We start from the raw sequence: 16743 nt of genomic DNA on the forward strand, positions 1-16743 counted from the left end.
GAAAGATGCGATCGCCATACAACATCCTGTATCAATTAATTCAGGATAAAAGCACATGATCGCATCTTAGGAGAGGATATCGATAGATGAACTGGCAGGACATTTGGGGGCTGCTGAAAGAAACATATAACGAATGGAGCAACGATAAGGCTTCTAGATTAGCAGCTGCTCTATCGTATTACACAATTTTTTCCATTGCTCCATTGCTCATTATCGTTATTGCCATAGCAGGAGCAGTGTTTGGAGAAGATGCCGCTAGGGGAGCCATTAGCGAGCAACTTCAAGGTCTAATCGGTCAATCAGGGGCAGAAGTGATTCAAACAGCCATAGAAAATGCCAGCCAACCCAAGGCTGGGACTATCGCTTCTCTTATCAGTATCGTTGTCCTTCTATTTGGTGCTACTGGTTTATTTAACGAATTACAAGATTCTCTCAATACCATTTGGGAAGTGCAGCCAAAACCGGGACGTGCTGTCAAAACTATGGTTCGCCAACGCTTTGCTTCCTTTGCTTTGGTGATAGCTATTGGATTTTTACTGCTTGTTTCCTTGGTCGTGAGTGCAGTTTTAGCAGGTATAGTAGGTTACTTCAGTAATTTACTTCCAGGCATTGATTTTATCTGGCAAGTGATTAACTTCATTCTTGGTTTTGTCATCACCACCGTATTATTTGGACTGATTTTTAAAGTTTTGCCAGATGTCAAAATAACTTGGAATGATGTTTTAATTGGTGCGGCTCTCACCTCGCTGCTCTTTTCCATTGGTAGGTATCTTTTAGGACAGTACTTGGGAAACGGTAGTTTTGGCTCAACCTACGGTGCTGCTGGTTCATTAGTTGTTATTTTGGCTTGGGTTAACTATGCAGCACAAATTCTCTTTTTTGGTGCCGAATTTACCCAAGTTTATGCCAGAAAATATGGTTCCCGTATTGTTCCGACTCACAACGCCATTCCTTTAACGGAAAAAGCTCGCCGCGAGCAAGGATTAAAACCTCAAGGTAATACACAAGTACTAAATCAAAAACCCGCAGGCGATCGCAGATCTTTGTCAAAATTAGGCAATAAATTATTGCGAGCGATCGCACCATCTAAGCGTATAAAAAGGAGAAAAAATCGCTAAGAATTTGAGACTTGATAGCAAAGGCTTATAACTCTAGATAGATACAATAAGAGAGACGGAAAATGCTATATTCAGCAAACATATGGAATAAAGAATAATAAAAAAATGTTTAAATAAGCATCTAAAAAATGGTTGCTTGGTAGATAAAATGCCCTTGTGAAGAAAAAATTAATGAAGCATTTTAGACAAGCTTAAAAGTATCTACTATTAAGTGCTGCTCTTATAATAGTAAAGTTAGCTTAACCAAACTTAAGTGATACAATCTACAAAAAACATTCACGAAAAAAAACAAAAATTGACTCATTGTTCAAGTACCAGACTTCCAAGTGTAGAAATTCACTGGCCACTGCTAAATGGGTTTCCGGTTTAATTCTTCTTTTTTATCCAGCCTCCGTATCCGCTTGATTCTCCTTGTTTTACTAGCGGTTATTCCGGCATTGGGGCTGATTCTCTACACTGCTTCCGCGCAACGCCGAAGTGCGGCTACTGATGCAAAGGAAAATTTGCTCCGCTTGGCTCAATTTGCTGCTGCTAACCAGGAACAAGCCAATGAAGGTGTACGCCAACTCTTGATGGCTTTGTCTCAATTGCCAGAAATACGGAACGGTAACACAGAGCTATGCGAGCGATTGCTTGCTAACTTACTCAAGCAGTACCGTGCTTATGCGGGTTTTGGAGTGATTGATACTAATGGCAATTTAATTTGCAGTGCTCCGAGTACGAACAAAGCCATCAATGCAGCCGATCGCTCTTACTTTCGTTTTGCTAAGAGCACTCGAGCTTTTGCTGTTGGGGAATATCAAATTGGTCGAGCCACAAAGAAAGCATCCATCAACTTTAGCTATCCACTTTTAGATGGAGACGGAAAAGTCAAAGCCGTGGTCTTTGCAGCCTGGGATCTTGCTTGGCTAAATAAATTGGCAGCCAAAGCACAGTTACCAAAGGGCTCGGTGTTAACAGTCAGCGATCGCAACGGCACCGTGCTAGTCCGCTATCCCGATCCACAAAATTGGGTTGGCAAGCCTCTTGCCGATCGCAATACCATAGAATTCATCCTACAGCAAAAAGAAGGCACAAACGAAGCACGGGGGCTTGATGGCGTTGAACGACTTTATGCCTTTACTGGTGTCAGCAATGCATCTACTAGCCCAGATATATTTATCAGAATTGGTATTCCTCAAGATGTTGCCGTTGCTGAAGCAGACCGACTTTTAGCCCTTAACCTAATTAGCTTGGCAACGGTTACAATTCTTGCTCTGGTAGCCGCTTGGGTTGGAGGAGATTTATTTTTGCTCCGCAAAGTAAAATCACTTGTCACAACAACCGAGCAACTTCGCCAAGGTGAAATGAGCGCACGCACCCATCTCACTTACGAGCCAGGAGAACTCGGTCAATTGGCTCGTGCTTTTGATGAGATGGCAGAAACACTCGAAATACGGGAGCGAGCGATCGCAAAACTCAATCAAGATTTGCAGCATCGGATCGATGAATTGCAAACACTGTTTGAGGTCATTCCAATTGGCATTCTCATTGCTCGCGATCTCACATTTAGCAACGTTCAAGCCAATCCAGCTTTTGCTCAAATTCTGGGATTATCACCCAACATGAATGTATCGAGTACCCCACCTGAAGGTAATCCCCGTCCCTTCTACAAAATTCTTCAGAATGGGAAAGAACTCACAGGTGATGAACTTCCTTTGCGCTATGCTGCAGTACATGGAGTTCCCGTTGAAGGAAAAGTTGTTGATGCCGTGCGCGAAGATGGATCGGTTTCCCATCTCTTTGGTTATGCAGCACCTTTATTTGACGAACAAGGAAAGCCTAGGGGGTCAGTTGCTGCATTTCTAGACATTACCAAGTTACAGCAAACAGAAGCAGCTCTCAAAGCAAGTGAAGAACGCTTGCGGTTTGCTTTAGAAGGAGGTGAAATAGGAACTTGGGACTTTGACATTGCCTCCGGTAAAATTGTTTGGTCAGAGCGATGTAAAATAATGGCTGGATTGGCACCAAAGGATGAAACAAATTATACCGACTTTATAAATGCCATTCATCCAGAAGACCGAGCGCAAATCAACACAGCAGTAGAGCGATCGCTTGCCAATCGAGAAGATTACGACGTTGAGACGCGAATTATCCGCAAAGACGGAGCCGTGCGTTGGATTCGTTCGATTGGTCGCGCTTATCACGATGGACAGGGTAGACCCGTTCGCATGGCTGGTGTTGCATTTGATATTACCGATCGCAAACTAGCAGAGCAACAAAAAGAGCGGTTGTTAGAAAGAGAAAGGGCAGCGCGGGAGGAGGCAGAAAGAGCAAATCGCATTAAAGATGAGTTTTTAGCAGTTTTGTCTCATGAATTGAGATCTCCCCTCAATCCAATTTTAGGATGGACGAAGCTATTGCGATCGCGCAAGTTGGATGAGCAAGCAAGCGAGCGAGCGTTGGAAACTATTGAGCGGAATGCCAAATTACAAACTCAACTGATTGAAGACTTGTTGGATGTTTCGCGTATTTTGCGAGGTAAATTGGTTTTAAATGCCAGTCCGGTGAATTTAATCACAGTTATTCAAGGAGCATTAGAAACTGTTCGGTTAGCAGCTCAAGCAAAACATATTGAGATTCAAACTATACTCGACTCTGAGTTAGGGAGAGTGATTGGCGATGGGAATCGCTTGCAGCAAGTGGTTTGGAACTTACTATCTAATGCAATCAAGTTTACTCCACCGGGAGGAACGGTAGAAGTTCGGTTAGAACAGGTGGATAATTACGCTCAGATTCAAGTGAAAGATAATGGCAAGGGCATCAGCCCGCAATTTCTCCCCCACGTATTCGAGTATTTTTTACAAGAAGACAGTCAAACAACACGTAAATTTGGCGGGCTGGGATTGGGATTAGCCATTGTTCGGCATCTCACAGAATTACAAGGTGGCACAGTTTTTGCGGAAAGTCCGGGAGAAAACCTAGGAGCGACTTTCACAGTCAGATTACCTCTTTTGGAGGACACTCAGGAACTCTATGACTCGTGTAAAGATGCCCTATTGCACGTCTCTACAACTCACCAGCTGCCATTATCTGGGTTGCAAATTCTGGTGGTAGATGATGAAGCTGATATGCGAGAGTTGGTAGTGGCAATTCTGACACAATCTGGGGCAGAGGTGAAAGTTGTCGCATCAGCAGTAGAGGCATTGTTGGCTCTTGATGATTTTAAGGCAGATATTTTAGTCAGTGATATTGGAATGCCACAAATTGACGGCTATATGCTTATGCGCCAGGTAAGAAATCGATCGCCAGAGCAGGGAGGCCAAATTCCAGCAATTGCCCTGACCGCTTATGCAGGAGAAATAAACCAACAGCAAGCACTAGCGGCTGGATTTCAACAACACATTTCTAAACCTGTTGACCCAGAAGAACTTGTTCAAGCGATCGCGCTCTTAGTGGGGAAAGTTTAGCCATCATTTTCCTGCAACAAATTATGTTCTAACAGTTTCAAGACTCCCACTTCTTCCGGTCGTAAAGAATGAGGTGAATCGGACTGGTACTCTGCTGATGCATTTTCTAAAAACGGGAACAAAGAATTGTCCGTATAAGCTTCAATCACCGCAGGATGAACGTAATATTTACGACAGGTAGCAGGACGATTGCCAAGATGTTCTGCTACATTTTTGATAGCCTGGGTAACATTCTTCTTGGCTTGTGTTTGTGATGAGACTTGCCCCATGTCGTAAAATTCCTGTGCTGCTAAAACAGTACCTGCCCAAGTCCGAAAATCTTTGGCAGTAAACTCTAAACCTGTGATTTCACGTAGATAGTCGTTAATATCACTAGAGTCAATGGGTTGGCGGTGACCTTCATCATCTAAGTACTGGAATAATTCTTGTCCGGGAATATCTTGGCAGGTTTTGACAATTTTTGCCAAACGGCGATCGCGAAATTCGATATCATGTTCTACTCCGCTTTTTCCTCGGAATTTAAATCGGATTGTTGAACCTGAAATATCAACGTGGCGATCGCGCATTGTCGTTAAACCAAAAGATTTATTCGTTTGGGCATACTCTTCATTGCCAACACGAATTTTGGTAACTTCTAAAAGTTTGACGACTGTTGCCAGTACCTTTTGTCTTGGGACACCTTTAAGCGCCATATCCTCTTCAACTCGCTTGCGGATATTGGGCAAAGCTTCCCCAAAAACAATCATGCGATTAAATTTTGTTTGACTGCGGGTTTGTCGCCAATTTTTATGATATCGGTACTGCTTTCGTCCTTTTGCATCACGTCCTGTTGCTTGTAAGTGTCCGTTAGGGGATGGACAAATCCAGACATCAGTCCAAGCGGGAGGTATAACCAGAGATTTAAAGCGGTTCAACTCCTGTTCATCGCAAATTTTTGACCCATGAATATCGATGTAGCAAAACTCTTCGTCTACGCGTTGACGTTGAATTCCCGGAACATCATCGCTAACGTAGTGTAACCCCACTATCTTTGCTGATTGAATAGGGTCAATTTGAAGCGCAGCTTCAACAACATTTTCAATAACTTCCTTTTGAAGTATGGATTCCATAAGTGGAAAAATACCTGTTCTAGGATGAGCGATCGTACAGCACATTAAATGTATATTTTTAAACTTAACCAATTCTTACTCAACTAAAATCTATATAAAAGCAGAGTTATTAAAGCTGTAAGTAATAAAGGTATTTGATTCACGGTAGGGTGGTTGCTGTTCCTCAATATCGAACGGCTGGTATTGCCCACCCAACTCGCTTTTTTTACGATAAAAAATTTAGAAATATATCCTGTTCGCTTGTTGATGCCATTGAAGACCCTTATTATCTCTATTTCCTCATTGTCTTCATTTTAAGTAGCCGTTATGAACTGCGTACACTAGGGCAAATGAATTGTTTTTTATACTAAACCATGCATTTGTGTAACTCATTGCTCTGTTACCTATAGAAGCCAATTTGAGGATTGCCCTACTTCTTTTCTGAGGTTCTTTTATATGTGTAGTTTGTTTCGCAGCTCATCAGTCAGCCGTATAATAATAGCTTTTGGAATGGCAGTCGCTACAGCATCTCCTGTCATGATGTCGCTCCCAGTTTCAGCGCAAAATGCTGTCCCAACTCTTCTGAGTTCAACATCAAAAACGACTTTTTCTGACATTAAAGCCGATTATTGGGCGCGTCCATTTATTCAAGCCATCGTTGAGAGAAATATTATAGATGGTTTTGCAGATGGTACTTTTCGACCCGATCGACCTGTCAAACGCGCAGAGTTTGCAGTTATGCTTCAAAAAGCGTTTGAGCAAAAGCGGATTCGACAGTTAAACGCTAGCGGCTTTAAAGACGTTCCTTCCAACTACTGGGCTGCTTCTGCAATTAAGGAAGCATACGAAACAGGATTTATGCCCGGTTATCCAGCAAACTTGTTTCTTCCCAAACAGGAAGTTGGTAAGTTTGAAGCAATTGCTGCTTTGGCAAATGGTTTGGGCTTGACAGCAACTGCTCCTGCATCAAATATTCTCAATGGGTATTACACTGACGCTCCAATCATTCCTAACTATGCTGCTGATGCCATAGCCGCAGCAACACAAGCCAACTTAGTGGTTAACTATCCCAATGTCAAGCGACTCGATCCACTAGAACCTCTTACTCGTGCTTCTGCAGCAGCACTCCTATACCAAGCATTGGTTTGGCAAGAACGAGTAGAACCACTTCCCAGTAACATCACCACTGCTAATTATGTAGTTGCTCAGGCGGTTAATGCCAGCAGAAACAATCTGACAACTCTTCCTGATGTTGTGACGGTTACTGCATCTGATGCCTCGTTTTCAATTCTAACTTCTTTGTTGAAGACTGCAGGTTTAACAGTGATTTTGCAACACCCAAATAATTCGCTGACTATGTTTGCTCCAACTGATGAAGCGTTTGCTAAATTGCCCGAAGGCACTTTAGAGTGGTTGCAGCAACCAGAAAATAGAGAAACTCTCATTAGAGTTTTGACATATCACGTGATTCCTCGGAAACGCCAAATAAGCGAACTTTCCGAAGGCAAGCTAAAAACTTTTGCAGGCAAAGCTGTCAATATTGAAATCAATTCTCTCACTCATCAAACGATGGTGAATAACGCAAAAATCCTACAGTCTAATATTCAAGCCAGTAATGGGATTATTCATGTTATTAATCAAGTTTTGATTCCACCTAATATTAATTTAAGCCGAAAATAACTTTAATAGGCTTAAAACGGCAGAGGGCGCTCTCAAGAAACAAGCGGTCAGGTTTAGGAATTGGAGATGTGCCCCAATTCCTAAACCTGATTCGCATTTTTCTTATAGATCGTGCTTACATCCCTAGTGGGTGGAGCAGTTGACGTTGATAGCATTTTTAACAGTTATGTGATATACTTTTGACTTAAGATTATATTCGGTTATACAATTTGTTTGTATCTATAATTACAAGTGTCTCTCCGGATCTAAGTCTCTACCTCAATTTGATTCTGGAGATGTTTTATGTCAATTTATGTTGGTAATTTATCTTATGAGATCGCACGAAACGATCTCCAACAAGTTTTTGGTGAGTATGGAACTGTAAAGAGCGTTCAGTTACCTACAGACAGGGAAACAGGTCGTGTACGAGGCTTCGCTTTTGTGGAGATGGAAACAGATGCAGAAGAAACTGCGGCAATTGAAGGTCTTGATGGTGCTGAATGGATGGGTCGTGACCTAAAAGTTAACAAGGCAAAGCCACGTGAAGAGAGAGGTTCATCCTTTGGTGGTGGGGGTAGACGAGGAAACAACAGTGGTGGTGGTGGATACTCTCGACGCTACTAAGCTTTGAGCGTTTTTTGGTTCCTCTTCCAATCTCAATTGTTCAAACAAATGCTGTAATTCTTAACCTTTTTCTACCACTCTAGAGAGAAAATAATCGAGGCGAATAGAATTCGCTGCTATACAAGCAAAGTTGCTCTAGGTATTTCCTTAGGCAGATGTTCTCGTCGCAGGGGCGACACGTTTCGCGTTGCCTTTCTGCAATGCCTGTAAGGGCCATACGCGATGCGAAGCTATGCCCGCAGGGCTGTAGAGCAGGTCTTAGGACGCGGGAAACCCCTCCCTTGTATCTCCTTACGGAGACGCTACGCGATGCGAAGATATACCCGCAAGAGCTATACGCCAGTTGCCAGGGCGCGGGAAACCCGCCTGTAGCACTGGACTCACCGCCTGTAGAAATAGATTCACTACCTACCCAGACCAACGTGAAAATAGGGTTTCAAATTTTCTAGGAGCGAAAGTGATGAAAGAGATTTAAGTATTTTGGGCAGAGTTTTTGTCTGCCCTTTTTGCTTTTTGTTACTCAGTGACCAGCGACGGTTGACGGCAAGCAATGACTAATGGTCAGCCATCAGTCAATTTAGAATTTAGTAGGAGAGAACAGAATGACCCAAATAATTCTAGGCGAGAATGAAGGGATTGAGTCAGCCTTACGTCGATTTAAGCGGGAAGTTTCCAAGGCGGGAATTTTTTCAGACGTCAAGAAACATCGTCATTTTGAAACACCTTTGCAAAAGCACAAGCGTAAAGCTATTGCCAGACACAAACAGCAAAGATATAAAAGGGGTTTTCGTCAACAGTAAGTACCGTGCTTGCAGAAGCTTTTAGCCTTAACTTGAAGCACTAGTATAAAACCGCAGCGCAAACTGCCAGAACCTTGTGGAAACAAAAAACAGTACCAGTGCCAAGATTCCTGCTCCGATCGTGCCAGAGAGTTGGCTTCGTCCGAGCATGGCTTCTGCTGGTATAGTTGTTAAAAATGCAACTGGAACCACAAAGGTAAAGAAAAAGCGGAAAGCTGTAGGATAGGCTACCATCGGATATCTACCAGCTTCCAGTAAACCTCGCAAAACCTCAGTGACGTTATAAATTTTGACAAACCAAATACTAGTTGCTCCTAGCATGAACCACAGGCTGTAAAGAATAACAAAACCAAAGAATAGGGGAATTATGCTCTTGAGATAGTCATCAATTCCGAGACGGAGTTGTTGTCCGGCATAACCAATGATGATGCTGCCAAAAATAACATCTGGCAATCCCCAGGGAGATATAGTATGAGTAGAAAGCCAGAACTGACTGCGAATGGGCTTAAGCAGTACAAAATCTAGCGTCCCTTCTTGTACGTGGCGGACAATTTTGTTGAGATTTGGAGCGAGAAAGGTTGCTGAAAAGCCTTGAAGTAAAGTAAAAATTCCCAAGACTAGCAAAGCTGCTTCCCAAGACCAACCAGCAAAGCGGTAGCCATTTCCATAAAAGAGGAACAGTCCGAAGAGACTACCCACCATGTTACCTAAGCTACTTAGCGCTGCTAAGAGGAAGTTAATGCGGTACTCTAATTCAGCTGCTATGGCAGCAGTCCAAAATAATGTCAGTACTCTTAGGTATCTGTTTATCACGGGTTAAAACGGGTTTTAAAAACACTTAGATATCAATTATCCCAAAATGTGAGGTAAATCTGATTCATCGGTTTCTCGTTCTTTTAAAGTTTCTTCAAAAACTTCCTTTAATAAAATCAGTCCTTCTTCTATTTGCAGAATCTGTTCTTCCGAAAGGTGTTTGAGGAGGTTGGCAATATGAGTGCGAGTTTGTTCGCGAGCTTGTTGAAGGTGATGGTTTCCTGCTTCAGTTAGCTTGAGCACAATCCGCCGTCGTTCCTGAGGATGATCGTTACGATGTACGTAAGCACGCTGTACGAGCCGTTCTATGGTTGCTGATGCTGTAGCGCGAGTTACTCCTAAATGTTCGGCTAAATCGGAAAGTGAAGCACCGGGGTTGCGATCGAGAAATGCTAGTGTCCGAAATTGAGGAACTGACAAAGTTGTAGAGCCCTGAGCACGCATATCTGCTCGAATAGCTCTCATCACCAATGGAATTGTCTCCATTACCTTAGCAGCACATTCTTGAGAAGTGTTTTTTTGAGAAGTTCGCTTTAAACCCATTTGAATAATTAATTTTCTTTAGCGCATCAATATATCATGATGCATATTTGTAACTCTACTCTAGCAATAACCTTATTTTTCCAGCAGTTTTCACCTAAATGAACCAGAGTCTTTCCCTTCCCAGGTAAGCTACGGTGGTATACACATCTTTAGAAACCCCCTAAATTCCCCGATAAATTGGGGAATTAAAGAATTTTCCTCCCTTTTTAAGGGGGGCGAGGGGGGCTCGAAACTGCCAGAAGGCATTTTAGGAGACTTGTTTACACCACGGTAGCCTAGGTAAGAGCAGGCGAGGACGCCCATCCCAATACTTGTCGGAAAGAGCGTTTTTTTCCTCCCCTGCACAAAGGTGCTTCTCTTCCACAACAATCTTCTCAGCCCTTGCAGTATTGTTGTATGCCCCACCCAAATTTAAGATTATCTGAATTATGGGTGGGTTACAAATCGCTAGTTCAACCTCACAATGTTCCTAGCCTTACTGGCAATCTCCAATACTTTAGAATAAGCTTTTTCTTCATACTGCTACTTGTGGATACAATCGTCCTGCAATAACGGTCAAGACAACAACTGCAAATAACAGAACACCAAAATCTAATGCGTACCCATATGTGCTTGTACCGTTTAGCAGCATCGCACCTCTTAACGCATCAACTTGATAGGTTAATGGATTGAGGAATGAAATAACTTGCAACCATTTTGGCATCAACGCAATAGGGTAAATAGCATTACTCGCAAAAAACAAAGGCATGGTTATTAACTGACCGATACCTGTAAAACGTTCTCGTGATTTTACCAGACACGCAATTATGACTGAAAAATTGGAGAAACAAACTGCTCCCAAAACTACAATAAGTACAACTTCCAAAAGAAAAAGGGGATTAAAATTCAAATGGACGCCAAGTAGGGATGCTAGCCCATAAATAATGATGATTTGAGGTATGCTTCGCACTCCACAAGACAACGCTTTTCCCAGTACCAAAGCTGGGCGGGGAGTTGGACTAACTAGGAATTTCTGAACTATTCCCAAGTCTCTCTCCCAAATAATTGCCATCCCACCTGTAAAAATTGCCATGAATAGTACGCTTTGAGCTAAAATTCCGGCAGTCATAAAGTCTATATAGGGCAAATTCCCTGTAGGAATCGCACGAATACGGTTAAAGACTTGCCCAAAAATTAAAAGCCACAAAGTTGGTTGTGCTGTTCGTAAAAATATATCACTGGGATCGTGTAATAGTTTGCGTACTTCTAGTTCAACAAGGATGATTGTCTTATCAATCAGTTCTGAAGTTGCGACTAACAAATTTCCTTGACGAGTATAGCGTCTGTTAGCCCAATCGGCGGGTAGTGCGTCTGGTTCTTGATGTCTCATGGTAGCTTGCTCCTGATGTGAGTCGATCGCCCGTATGGTAAATAAATACGTCATCTAAAGTTGCATTGCTCTTGTCTAAAGAAGCTTTTAGGTCTGTTGGTGTACCCGTGACAACTATTTGACCTTGATGGATAATTGCAACGCGATGACACAAACGATCGGCTTCTTCTAAAAAGTGGGTTGTTAAAAGTACGGTAGTGCCATAATTGTTTCGGAGTTCTTGTATGAGTTCCCAAACTTGAGTCCGGGCTATGGGGTCTAACCCTACCGTTGGTTCATCAAGAAACAGAATTTGCGGTTGATGCAGGATGGATTGAGCAATCTCTAACTTGCGAATCATTCCTCCAGAGTAATTTCTTACAAGTCTGTGGGCTACATCTTGTAAACCCATAAAAGTCAGTACGTCTTTGATGAAATGTTCTCTTTTGCTGCGGGGAATGTCATACAGCTTGGCAAACATCAATAGATTTTCGTAACCTGTTAAACTACCATCAGCAGACAGGGCTTGAGGAACGTAGCCAATGACACGCCTCACTAACGGTGCTTGTCGCGCTACATCCAATCCTGCGATCGCAGCTTGTCCGGATGTTGGGGGTAATAAAGTTGTCAGCATTTTAATGACCGTACTCTTTCCCGCACCATTCGGTCCAAGCAACCCAAACACTTCACCCGCTTCAACAGTGAAACTTAAACCATTGACTGCGGTGAATTTCCCAAATTTGCGAGTCAAAGCGCGTACTTCCAAAGCTATGTTTTGCTCGGATAAAGGCGGTAGCCACCGCTCTGTTCTTCCTATCAGTTCAGCCACAAATGAGATTCCCTAATTTAGTTAGTTAACCTAACAATTAGTATTACATATGTTTTTTCAAACGAAAAGTTCTCTTGGGTTAAATCTTTCAAAATGCAAGCAAGATGATGGTTTCGCCTTTCCAGACAATCTAGATGAAAAAAGTGAAGTAGGGTTAGCATTGCCAACCCTACGCCTTTTATTAACAAGTTCTAAAATTTTTAAGATTTTTTTCGCACTAGCAAAACTGACTTGACAGGTCGTTTTACGAAATTTCCTTCTGAATCAAATTTTCCAAAGAAAGTTTTGCCATTGTAATACAGAGAAGAAGAACTACCTCCATCTAAATTCATCGCTTTTTCCGCACCCAAACTTTTCATAAAATCTGCAAGTGCGGGTAATGATATTCCAGATAGAGAAGCTTTTGGTTGTTGAGAAATGGTGACCAAAATAATGGTACCGTCTCGGGTAATACCTACAGCACTTCTAGCATTAAGTTGAGTACTACCCAAAGCATCGCGGGATTTGGCTTCATCTACAAAGCCTTCTTGTACCAAAGTTAAATCCGGTAATAGCTTCGGTCCACCACCCAAAGCATCAACTAACTGACAACCAACAGGGAGTGGATCGTTGTGAAAAGCAATATCATAACGGGCTGTACTATTTGCCTTTGAGTTCTCGCCTAAAGCAGTATTGCACGCATAACGTCTGAATTCTGTACGATTAAAAATTTGATTGAGATACGATTGTAAATCGGGATTGTTTGCGAGGCGTTCGTTTTCTCTCGGATTGGCAACCAGCTTGCCTTGTAGAACAATATTTGATGTTGTTTTTTGATTCTTTGGATCGAAAAAACCACCGTTAATGGTAGCGATCGCTTGATACTTCCGGGCAAATGTTTCGAGAGTTTCTAAGTTTTGCGATACTGCAGGTGTGACTAAAAAATCACTTTGAGAAGGAACAAATATAATATGGGCTTCGCCCTGCTTGAGAACGCGCCTTTCATACCTAATAGTTTTTTCTGTAAGAGCTATTTTATTTGTTACTTTTGTACTACTTAAAACGGAGTTTTGTGAGGAACGCCAAAAAAGTATCATTAATATGCCCATACTGGCTAGCATTCCTAAAAACCACCAGATTTTTCTCATAACATATCCAGTAAAAAAGGAGCGATCTCCTCAATATTTAGCAAATGTTGAACGGCATTCAAAGATACTGCTTCTTTGACCATACCAAACATGGCGTTTTCATTTTGGGCTAGTGTAATACCGCCTGCTTGAGAAATTGCTTGCAAGCCTGCGGCTCCATCATTCCCAATCCCAGATAATAACACACCTGCTGTCGCTCTACCATAATAATTAGCGACAGATTTAAATGTTACTGTAATCGCAGGACAATGTTTTTCTCCCAGTAAAGGTTTTGCATAAATAAATGCACCTTGAGAATCCAATTCCAAGTGATTCTTTTCTGGTGCAAAATAAATGGTTCTTGGTAACGGAAACTCCCCAACTTCAGCAACTTTTACTCGCAGCCCACACTCTGATGACAACCATTTGACCAATCCTGACAACACACCTTCACCCACGTGCAGAACACAAATTACGGGTAGTGGAAAATCAGACGGGAGTTGGTTGAGAATCTTTTGAATTGTTTGCAAACTCCCGGTAGAACCCCCAAGGCTGATAATTTGGATGCGAGACGTTGCGATCGCTCTTGGTGAGTTCGTTTGAAAAACCGATTCAGAGGTTGTCAATTGACCGACAGTAGGAAGCTGTTTGTATTCCCGTTTGGGAATTAATTTCATGTTAGAAAGCACTTTTATCTTAGCAATCAACGCCGACTTAAGTTTTTCATAATCAGTAGGCGAATTGCTTGCAGGTTTGGGAAAAACATCTACTGCACCAGCTTGTAACAATCGGAAAACATTGTCAATGTCTGTTTTCTGCACGTAATTGCTAATTACTAGAATAGGTCGTGGATTTTCAGCCATAACGCGCCGAGTTAATTCCAACCCATCCATATTTTCCATCAACAAATCGGTACAAATGACATCTGGCTGAGTTTTAATAATAACTGCCAAGCCCTCTTCACCATTCCGCGCCGTACCAACCACATCTATTTCTGATGAGGAATTTAGCATTCGTTGAAGAATTTCTAAAGCAATGGGAGAATCTTCAATTAAAACAACTTTTTTTTTCAAGGAATACATTTATATTAATCTCCTCAAGATATCTAAAAATTCTCCCTGTTCAAATTGTCCTTTAGTAATGTATGCATTTGCTCCTACTTTTTCACCTTGCAGTTTGTCCTGTTCGGTTGCTAAAGTAGTGACGAGAATAACAGGTAATTCTTGATATTCTGCTAAGTCGCGAATTTTCATAGTAAACTCAAATCCATCAAGGTTTGGCATTTGGACATCTGAAACAACAGCATCAAATTGGCTTTCACTCAGTTTTTCAAAACCATCTTGACCATCTACAGCCACTATAACTTCATAACCAGCTGCTTCTAAAATCCGTCTCATTTGAGTCCGGATAGGAACTGAATCTTCGACTAGTAAAATCCTCTTTTTAATTTGTGCGATTTCAGCTAGTTCTCTAACTGTAATGGAGACAACTGTCTTTTTAGCAGATTTAAATAAATCTGTCGGGCTCAACACCATACAAACATCTCCAGTCGGCAGAATAGTTGCTCCAGCAATATTACACACTCGTTTTAGCAAACTACTTTGTGGCTTTAAAACAATTTCTTGTAATTCCGCAACGTTATCTACTAGCAAAGCCAACCGCTCAGAACCAAGTTGTAAGATAACGCATGGAATACTTTTTAAAGCAGCAGTTAACGCTTGTGTTGTTGAGGGAATCTTCACTGGCAAACCGAGTAAATCGGCAAGCCAAATAATAGATACGGGTTGTCCTTGGAAAGAAAAAGTTTGGCTACCTTCAACAGCAAAAATTTCTTGCGGAGAAACCAACAGCATGGTTTCAACAAATTCAATGGGAATCGCATAGGGATTGTGGTTGATCTCTACAATTAAGACGCGAGTTGTTGCAAGTACGCTATTAATCGTAATACGAAATAAACAACCCAAACCGGGTGTAAATTCTACAAGTATCTTTCCCTTTAAACGCTCAACATTTGCACGTACAATATCTAAACCAACTCCTCTACCAGAAATTTCTGTGACTGAGGTGCGGGTGGAGAACCCAGGAACAAAAATCAATGACTGAATTTCAGCCAGGGACATTCTTAAAAGTTCTTCTTCAGTGCAGATACCTCGGTTGACTGCAGCCTGTTTAATGGCTTCAACATCCAATCCGCGCCCATCGTCAGAAACTTCTATGGTTACAGTGTTACCTGTCTGGGTAGCTCGAATCTGAATTGTGGCTGTGGGAAGTTTGCCGACTTGTTGGCGTTCTAAAGGGGTTTCAATACCGTGATCGACTGCATTGCGAAGGAGGTGCAACAGTGGATCTTTCATCTCTTCTAAAATCCGCTTGTCTACACAAGTTTCTCCTCCCTCAATTAGGAGATTGACTTCTTTGTTTTGCTGCTTGGCTAAGTCCCTGACAGTACGAGGGAAGAAATTCAATATTGCTGAGAGTGGTATCAGTCGGACAGAGGTGATGGCTGAATTCAGTTCATCGGATACAGCTTCGAGCTTAGTGCTGGAATCTGTGGTTTTATTTTTAAGGTTGTTTAAATAAATTCCTAATTGCTTGAGGCGGTTTTCCAATAAATCGGAAAACCTGAGCAGTGATTGCTGTTTTGTATCTGGTAGATGCTCTAGTGAATCTTGCAATAATTGACGACTGGCAAAAATTTGCCGATTTAAATCTTCCCATAAGGTTGTGATTTCTTCTAAATCGGCGAGTTGGTTGGCAATTTGACCTTTGGTGACAACTAATTCACCTACGTAAGTTAATAGTTTATCGAGTCTTTCAGATTCAACACGGATTGTATCAATCTGGTCATCAATCAGTTCTGTTGGTTCATTGGGGTGAATTGCGTCTGTGGAGACAGAGGGCTGTTCCACTCTGGTGTGGGTTGGTTTGGTATCGTGGGAATCGGTTGTTGTTTCTTGAATTTCCGAATAGGTATCATCAGGCTCAACTTTCATAAGTTGGGCGAGGACATGGAAGACGCTGACTCCCGCTGGTTGACCGGTAATGGCTTCATGGGCAATTTTACGGACAGCATCTATCCCTTGATAAAGACAATCAAACAGCTGAGGTGTTAGAACTTGTTCGCCTCGCTTGACGGTTCCCAAAATTTCTTCCATTTCATGGGTTAGTGTCTCTGCATCTTTGACCCCTAACATCCGGGAATCGCCTTTGAGAGAGTGCATTTCTCGCAATAATCCCTCAAGCTTGGCGTTGTCTTGGGGATTTTTCTCTAGATGTAGCAATGCTGCTTCAATCTTTTGTATGTGTTCTGCGCTCGCTTCTTTGTATAGCGATCGCAACTCTTCATCTTCTATCATCATAGGAATT

Annotated in this window: 13 protein-coding genes; 5 read left to right on the forward strand and 8 right to left on the reverse strand. The window is 42.1% G+C overall.

Going from position 1 to position 16743, the window contains the following annotated elements:
- Window positions 1-86: 86 nt before the first annotated feature.
- Window positions 87-1118 carry a YihY/virulence factor BrkB family protein gene (locus HC643_RS07780; protein ID WP_038072290.1) on the forward strand — a complete coding sequence of 344 codons (1032 nt, stop codon included), beginning with the start codon at window positions 87-89 and terminating at the stop codon, window positions 1116-1118.
- Between the two features lie 353 nt (window positions 1119-1471).
- Entirely contained in the window at window positions 1472-4567 is a 3096-nt protein-coding gene (locus HC643_RS07785; protein ID WP_063779543.1) for an ATP-binding protein, read from the forward strand.
- Here HC643_RS07785 and HC643_RS07790 read toward each other — a convergent pair.
- A complete protein-coding gene (locus HC643_RS07790) occupies window positions 4564-5676 on the reverse strand; it encodes a DNA topoisomerase IB (RefSeq protein WP_038072287.1) in 1113 nt (370 codons plus the stop codon). The two genes, HC643_RS07785 and HC643_RS07790, sit on opposite strands and share 4 nt — an antisense overlap.
- 489 nt (window positions 5677-6165) lie before the next feature.
- Between HC643_RS07790 and HC643_RS07795 the strand changes: the two genes are divergently transcribed.
- The 3 genes from HC643_RS07795 to rpsU all read left to right on the forward strand — a co-directional run bounded on the left by HC643_RS07795 (window position 6166) and on the right by rpsU (window position 8738).
- A complete protein-coding gene (locus tag HC643_RS07795; RefSeq protein WP_050046298.1) occupies window positions 6166-7335 on the forward strand; it encodes a fasciclin domain-containing protein in 1170 nt (389 codons plus the stop codon).
- Between the two features lie 282 nt (window positions 7336-7617).
- Entirely contained in the window at window positions 7618-7938 is a 321-nt protein-coding gene (locus HC643_RS07800; protein ID WP_038072284.1) for an RNA recognition motif domain-containing protein, read from the forward strand.
- 602 nt (window positions 7939-8540) lie between these two features.
- The gene (gene rpsU / locus HC643_RS07805) at window positions 8541-8738 is read left to right on the forward strand and encodes a 30S ribosomal protein S21 (protein WP_038072281.1); all 198 of its coding nucleotides are present in this window, start codon (window positions 8541-8543) and stop codon (window positions 8736-8738) included.
- Between the two features lie 27 nt (window positions 8739-8765).
- Here rpsU and HC643_RS07810 read toward each other — a convergent pair whose 3' ends face one another.
- The 7 genes from HC643_RS07810 to HC643_RS07840 form a co-directional block, all read right to left on the reverse strand.
- Window positions 8766-9548 (reverse strand): ABC transporter permease, encoded by a 783-nt coding sequence (locus HC643_RS07810; protein WP_038072330.1) that lies wholly within the window; start codon window positions 9546-9548, stop codon window positions 8766-8768.
- Window positions 9549-9587: 39 nt separating this feature from the next.
- Window positions 9588-10094 carry a MarR family winged helix-turn-helix transcriptional regulator gene (locus HC643_RS07815; RefSeq protein WP_038072278.1) on the reverse strand — a complete coding sequence of 169 codons (507 nt, stop codon included), beginning with the start codon at window positions 10092-10094 and terminating at the stop codon, window positions 9588-9590.
- Window positions 10095-10608: 514 nt separating this feature from the next.
- On the reverse strand, window positions 10609-11463 hold the full coding sequence (locus HC643_RS07820; protein WP_038072275.1) for an ABC transporter permease: 855 nt from the start codon (window positions 11461-11463) through the stop codon (window positions 10609-10611).
- On the reverse strand, window positions 11420-12271 hold the full coding sequence (locus HC643_RS07825) for an ABC transporter ATP-binding protein (protein WP_038072272.1): 852 nt from the start codon (window positions 12269-12271) through the stop codon (window positions 11420-11422). Before HC643_RS07825 ends, HC643_RS07820 begins: the two co-directional genes overlap by 44 nt.
- Before the next feature lie 200 nt (window positions 12272-12471).
- Window positions 12472-13398 carry a phosphodiester glycosidase family protein gene (locus tag HC643_RS07830; protein ID WP_038072270.1) on the reverse strand — a complete coding sequence of 309 codons (927 nt, stop codon included), beginning with the start codon at window positions 13396-13398 and terminating at the stop codon, window positions 12472-12474.
- Window positions 13395-14459, reverse strand: a complete 1065-nt coding sequence (locus tag HC643_RS07835) for a chemotaxis protein CheB (RefSeq protein ID WP_038072268.1) — start codon at window positions 14457-14459, stop codon at window positions 13395-13397. The genes HC643_RS07830 and HC643_RS07835 overlap by 4 nt, the downstream gene beginning before the upstream one ends.
- Entirely contained in the window at window positions 14460-16736 is a 2277-nt protein-coding gene (locus tag HC643_RS07840; RefSeq protein ID WP_038072266.1) for a hybrid sensor histidine kinase/response regulator, read from the reverse strand. It abuts the gene before it with no gap.
- Between the last annotated feature and the right edge of the window lie 7 nt (window positions 16737-16743).

Source organism: Tolypothrix bouteillei VB521301 (assembly GCF_000760695.4).
Classification (GTDB): Bacteria; Cyanobacteriota; Cyanobacteriia; order Cyanobacteriales; family Nostocaceae; genus Scytonema; species Scytonema bouteillei_A.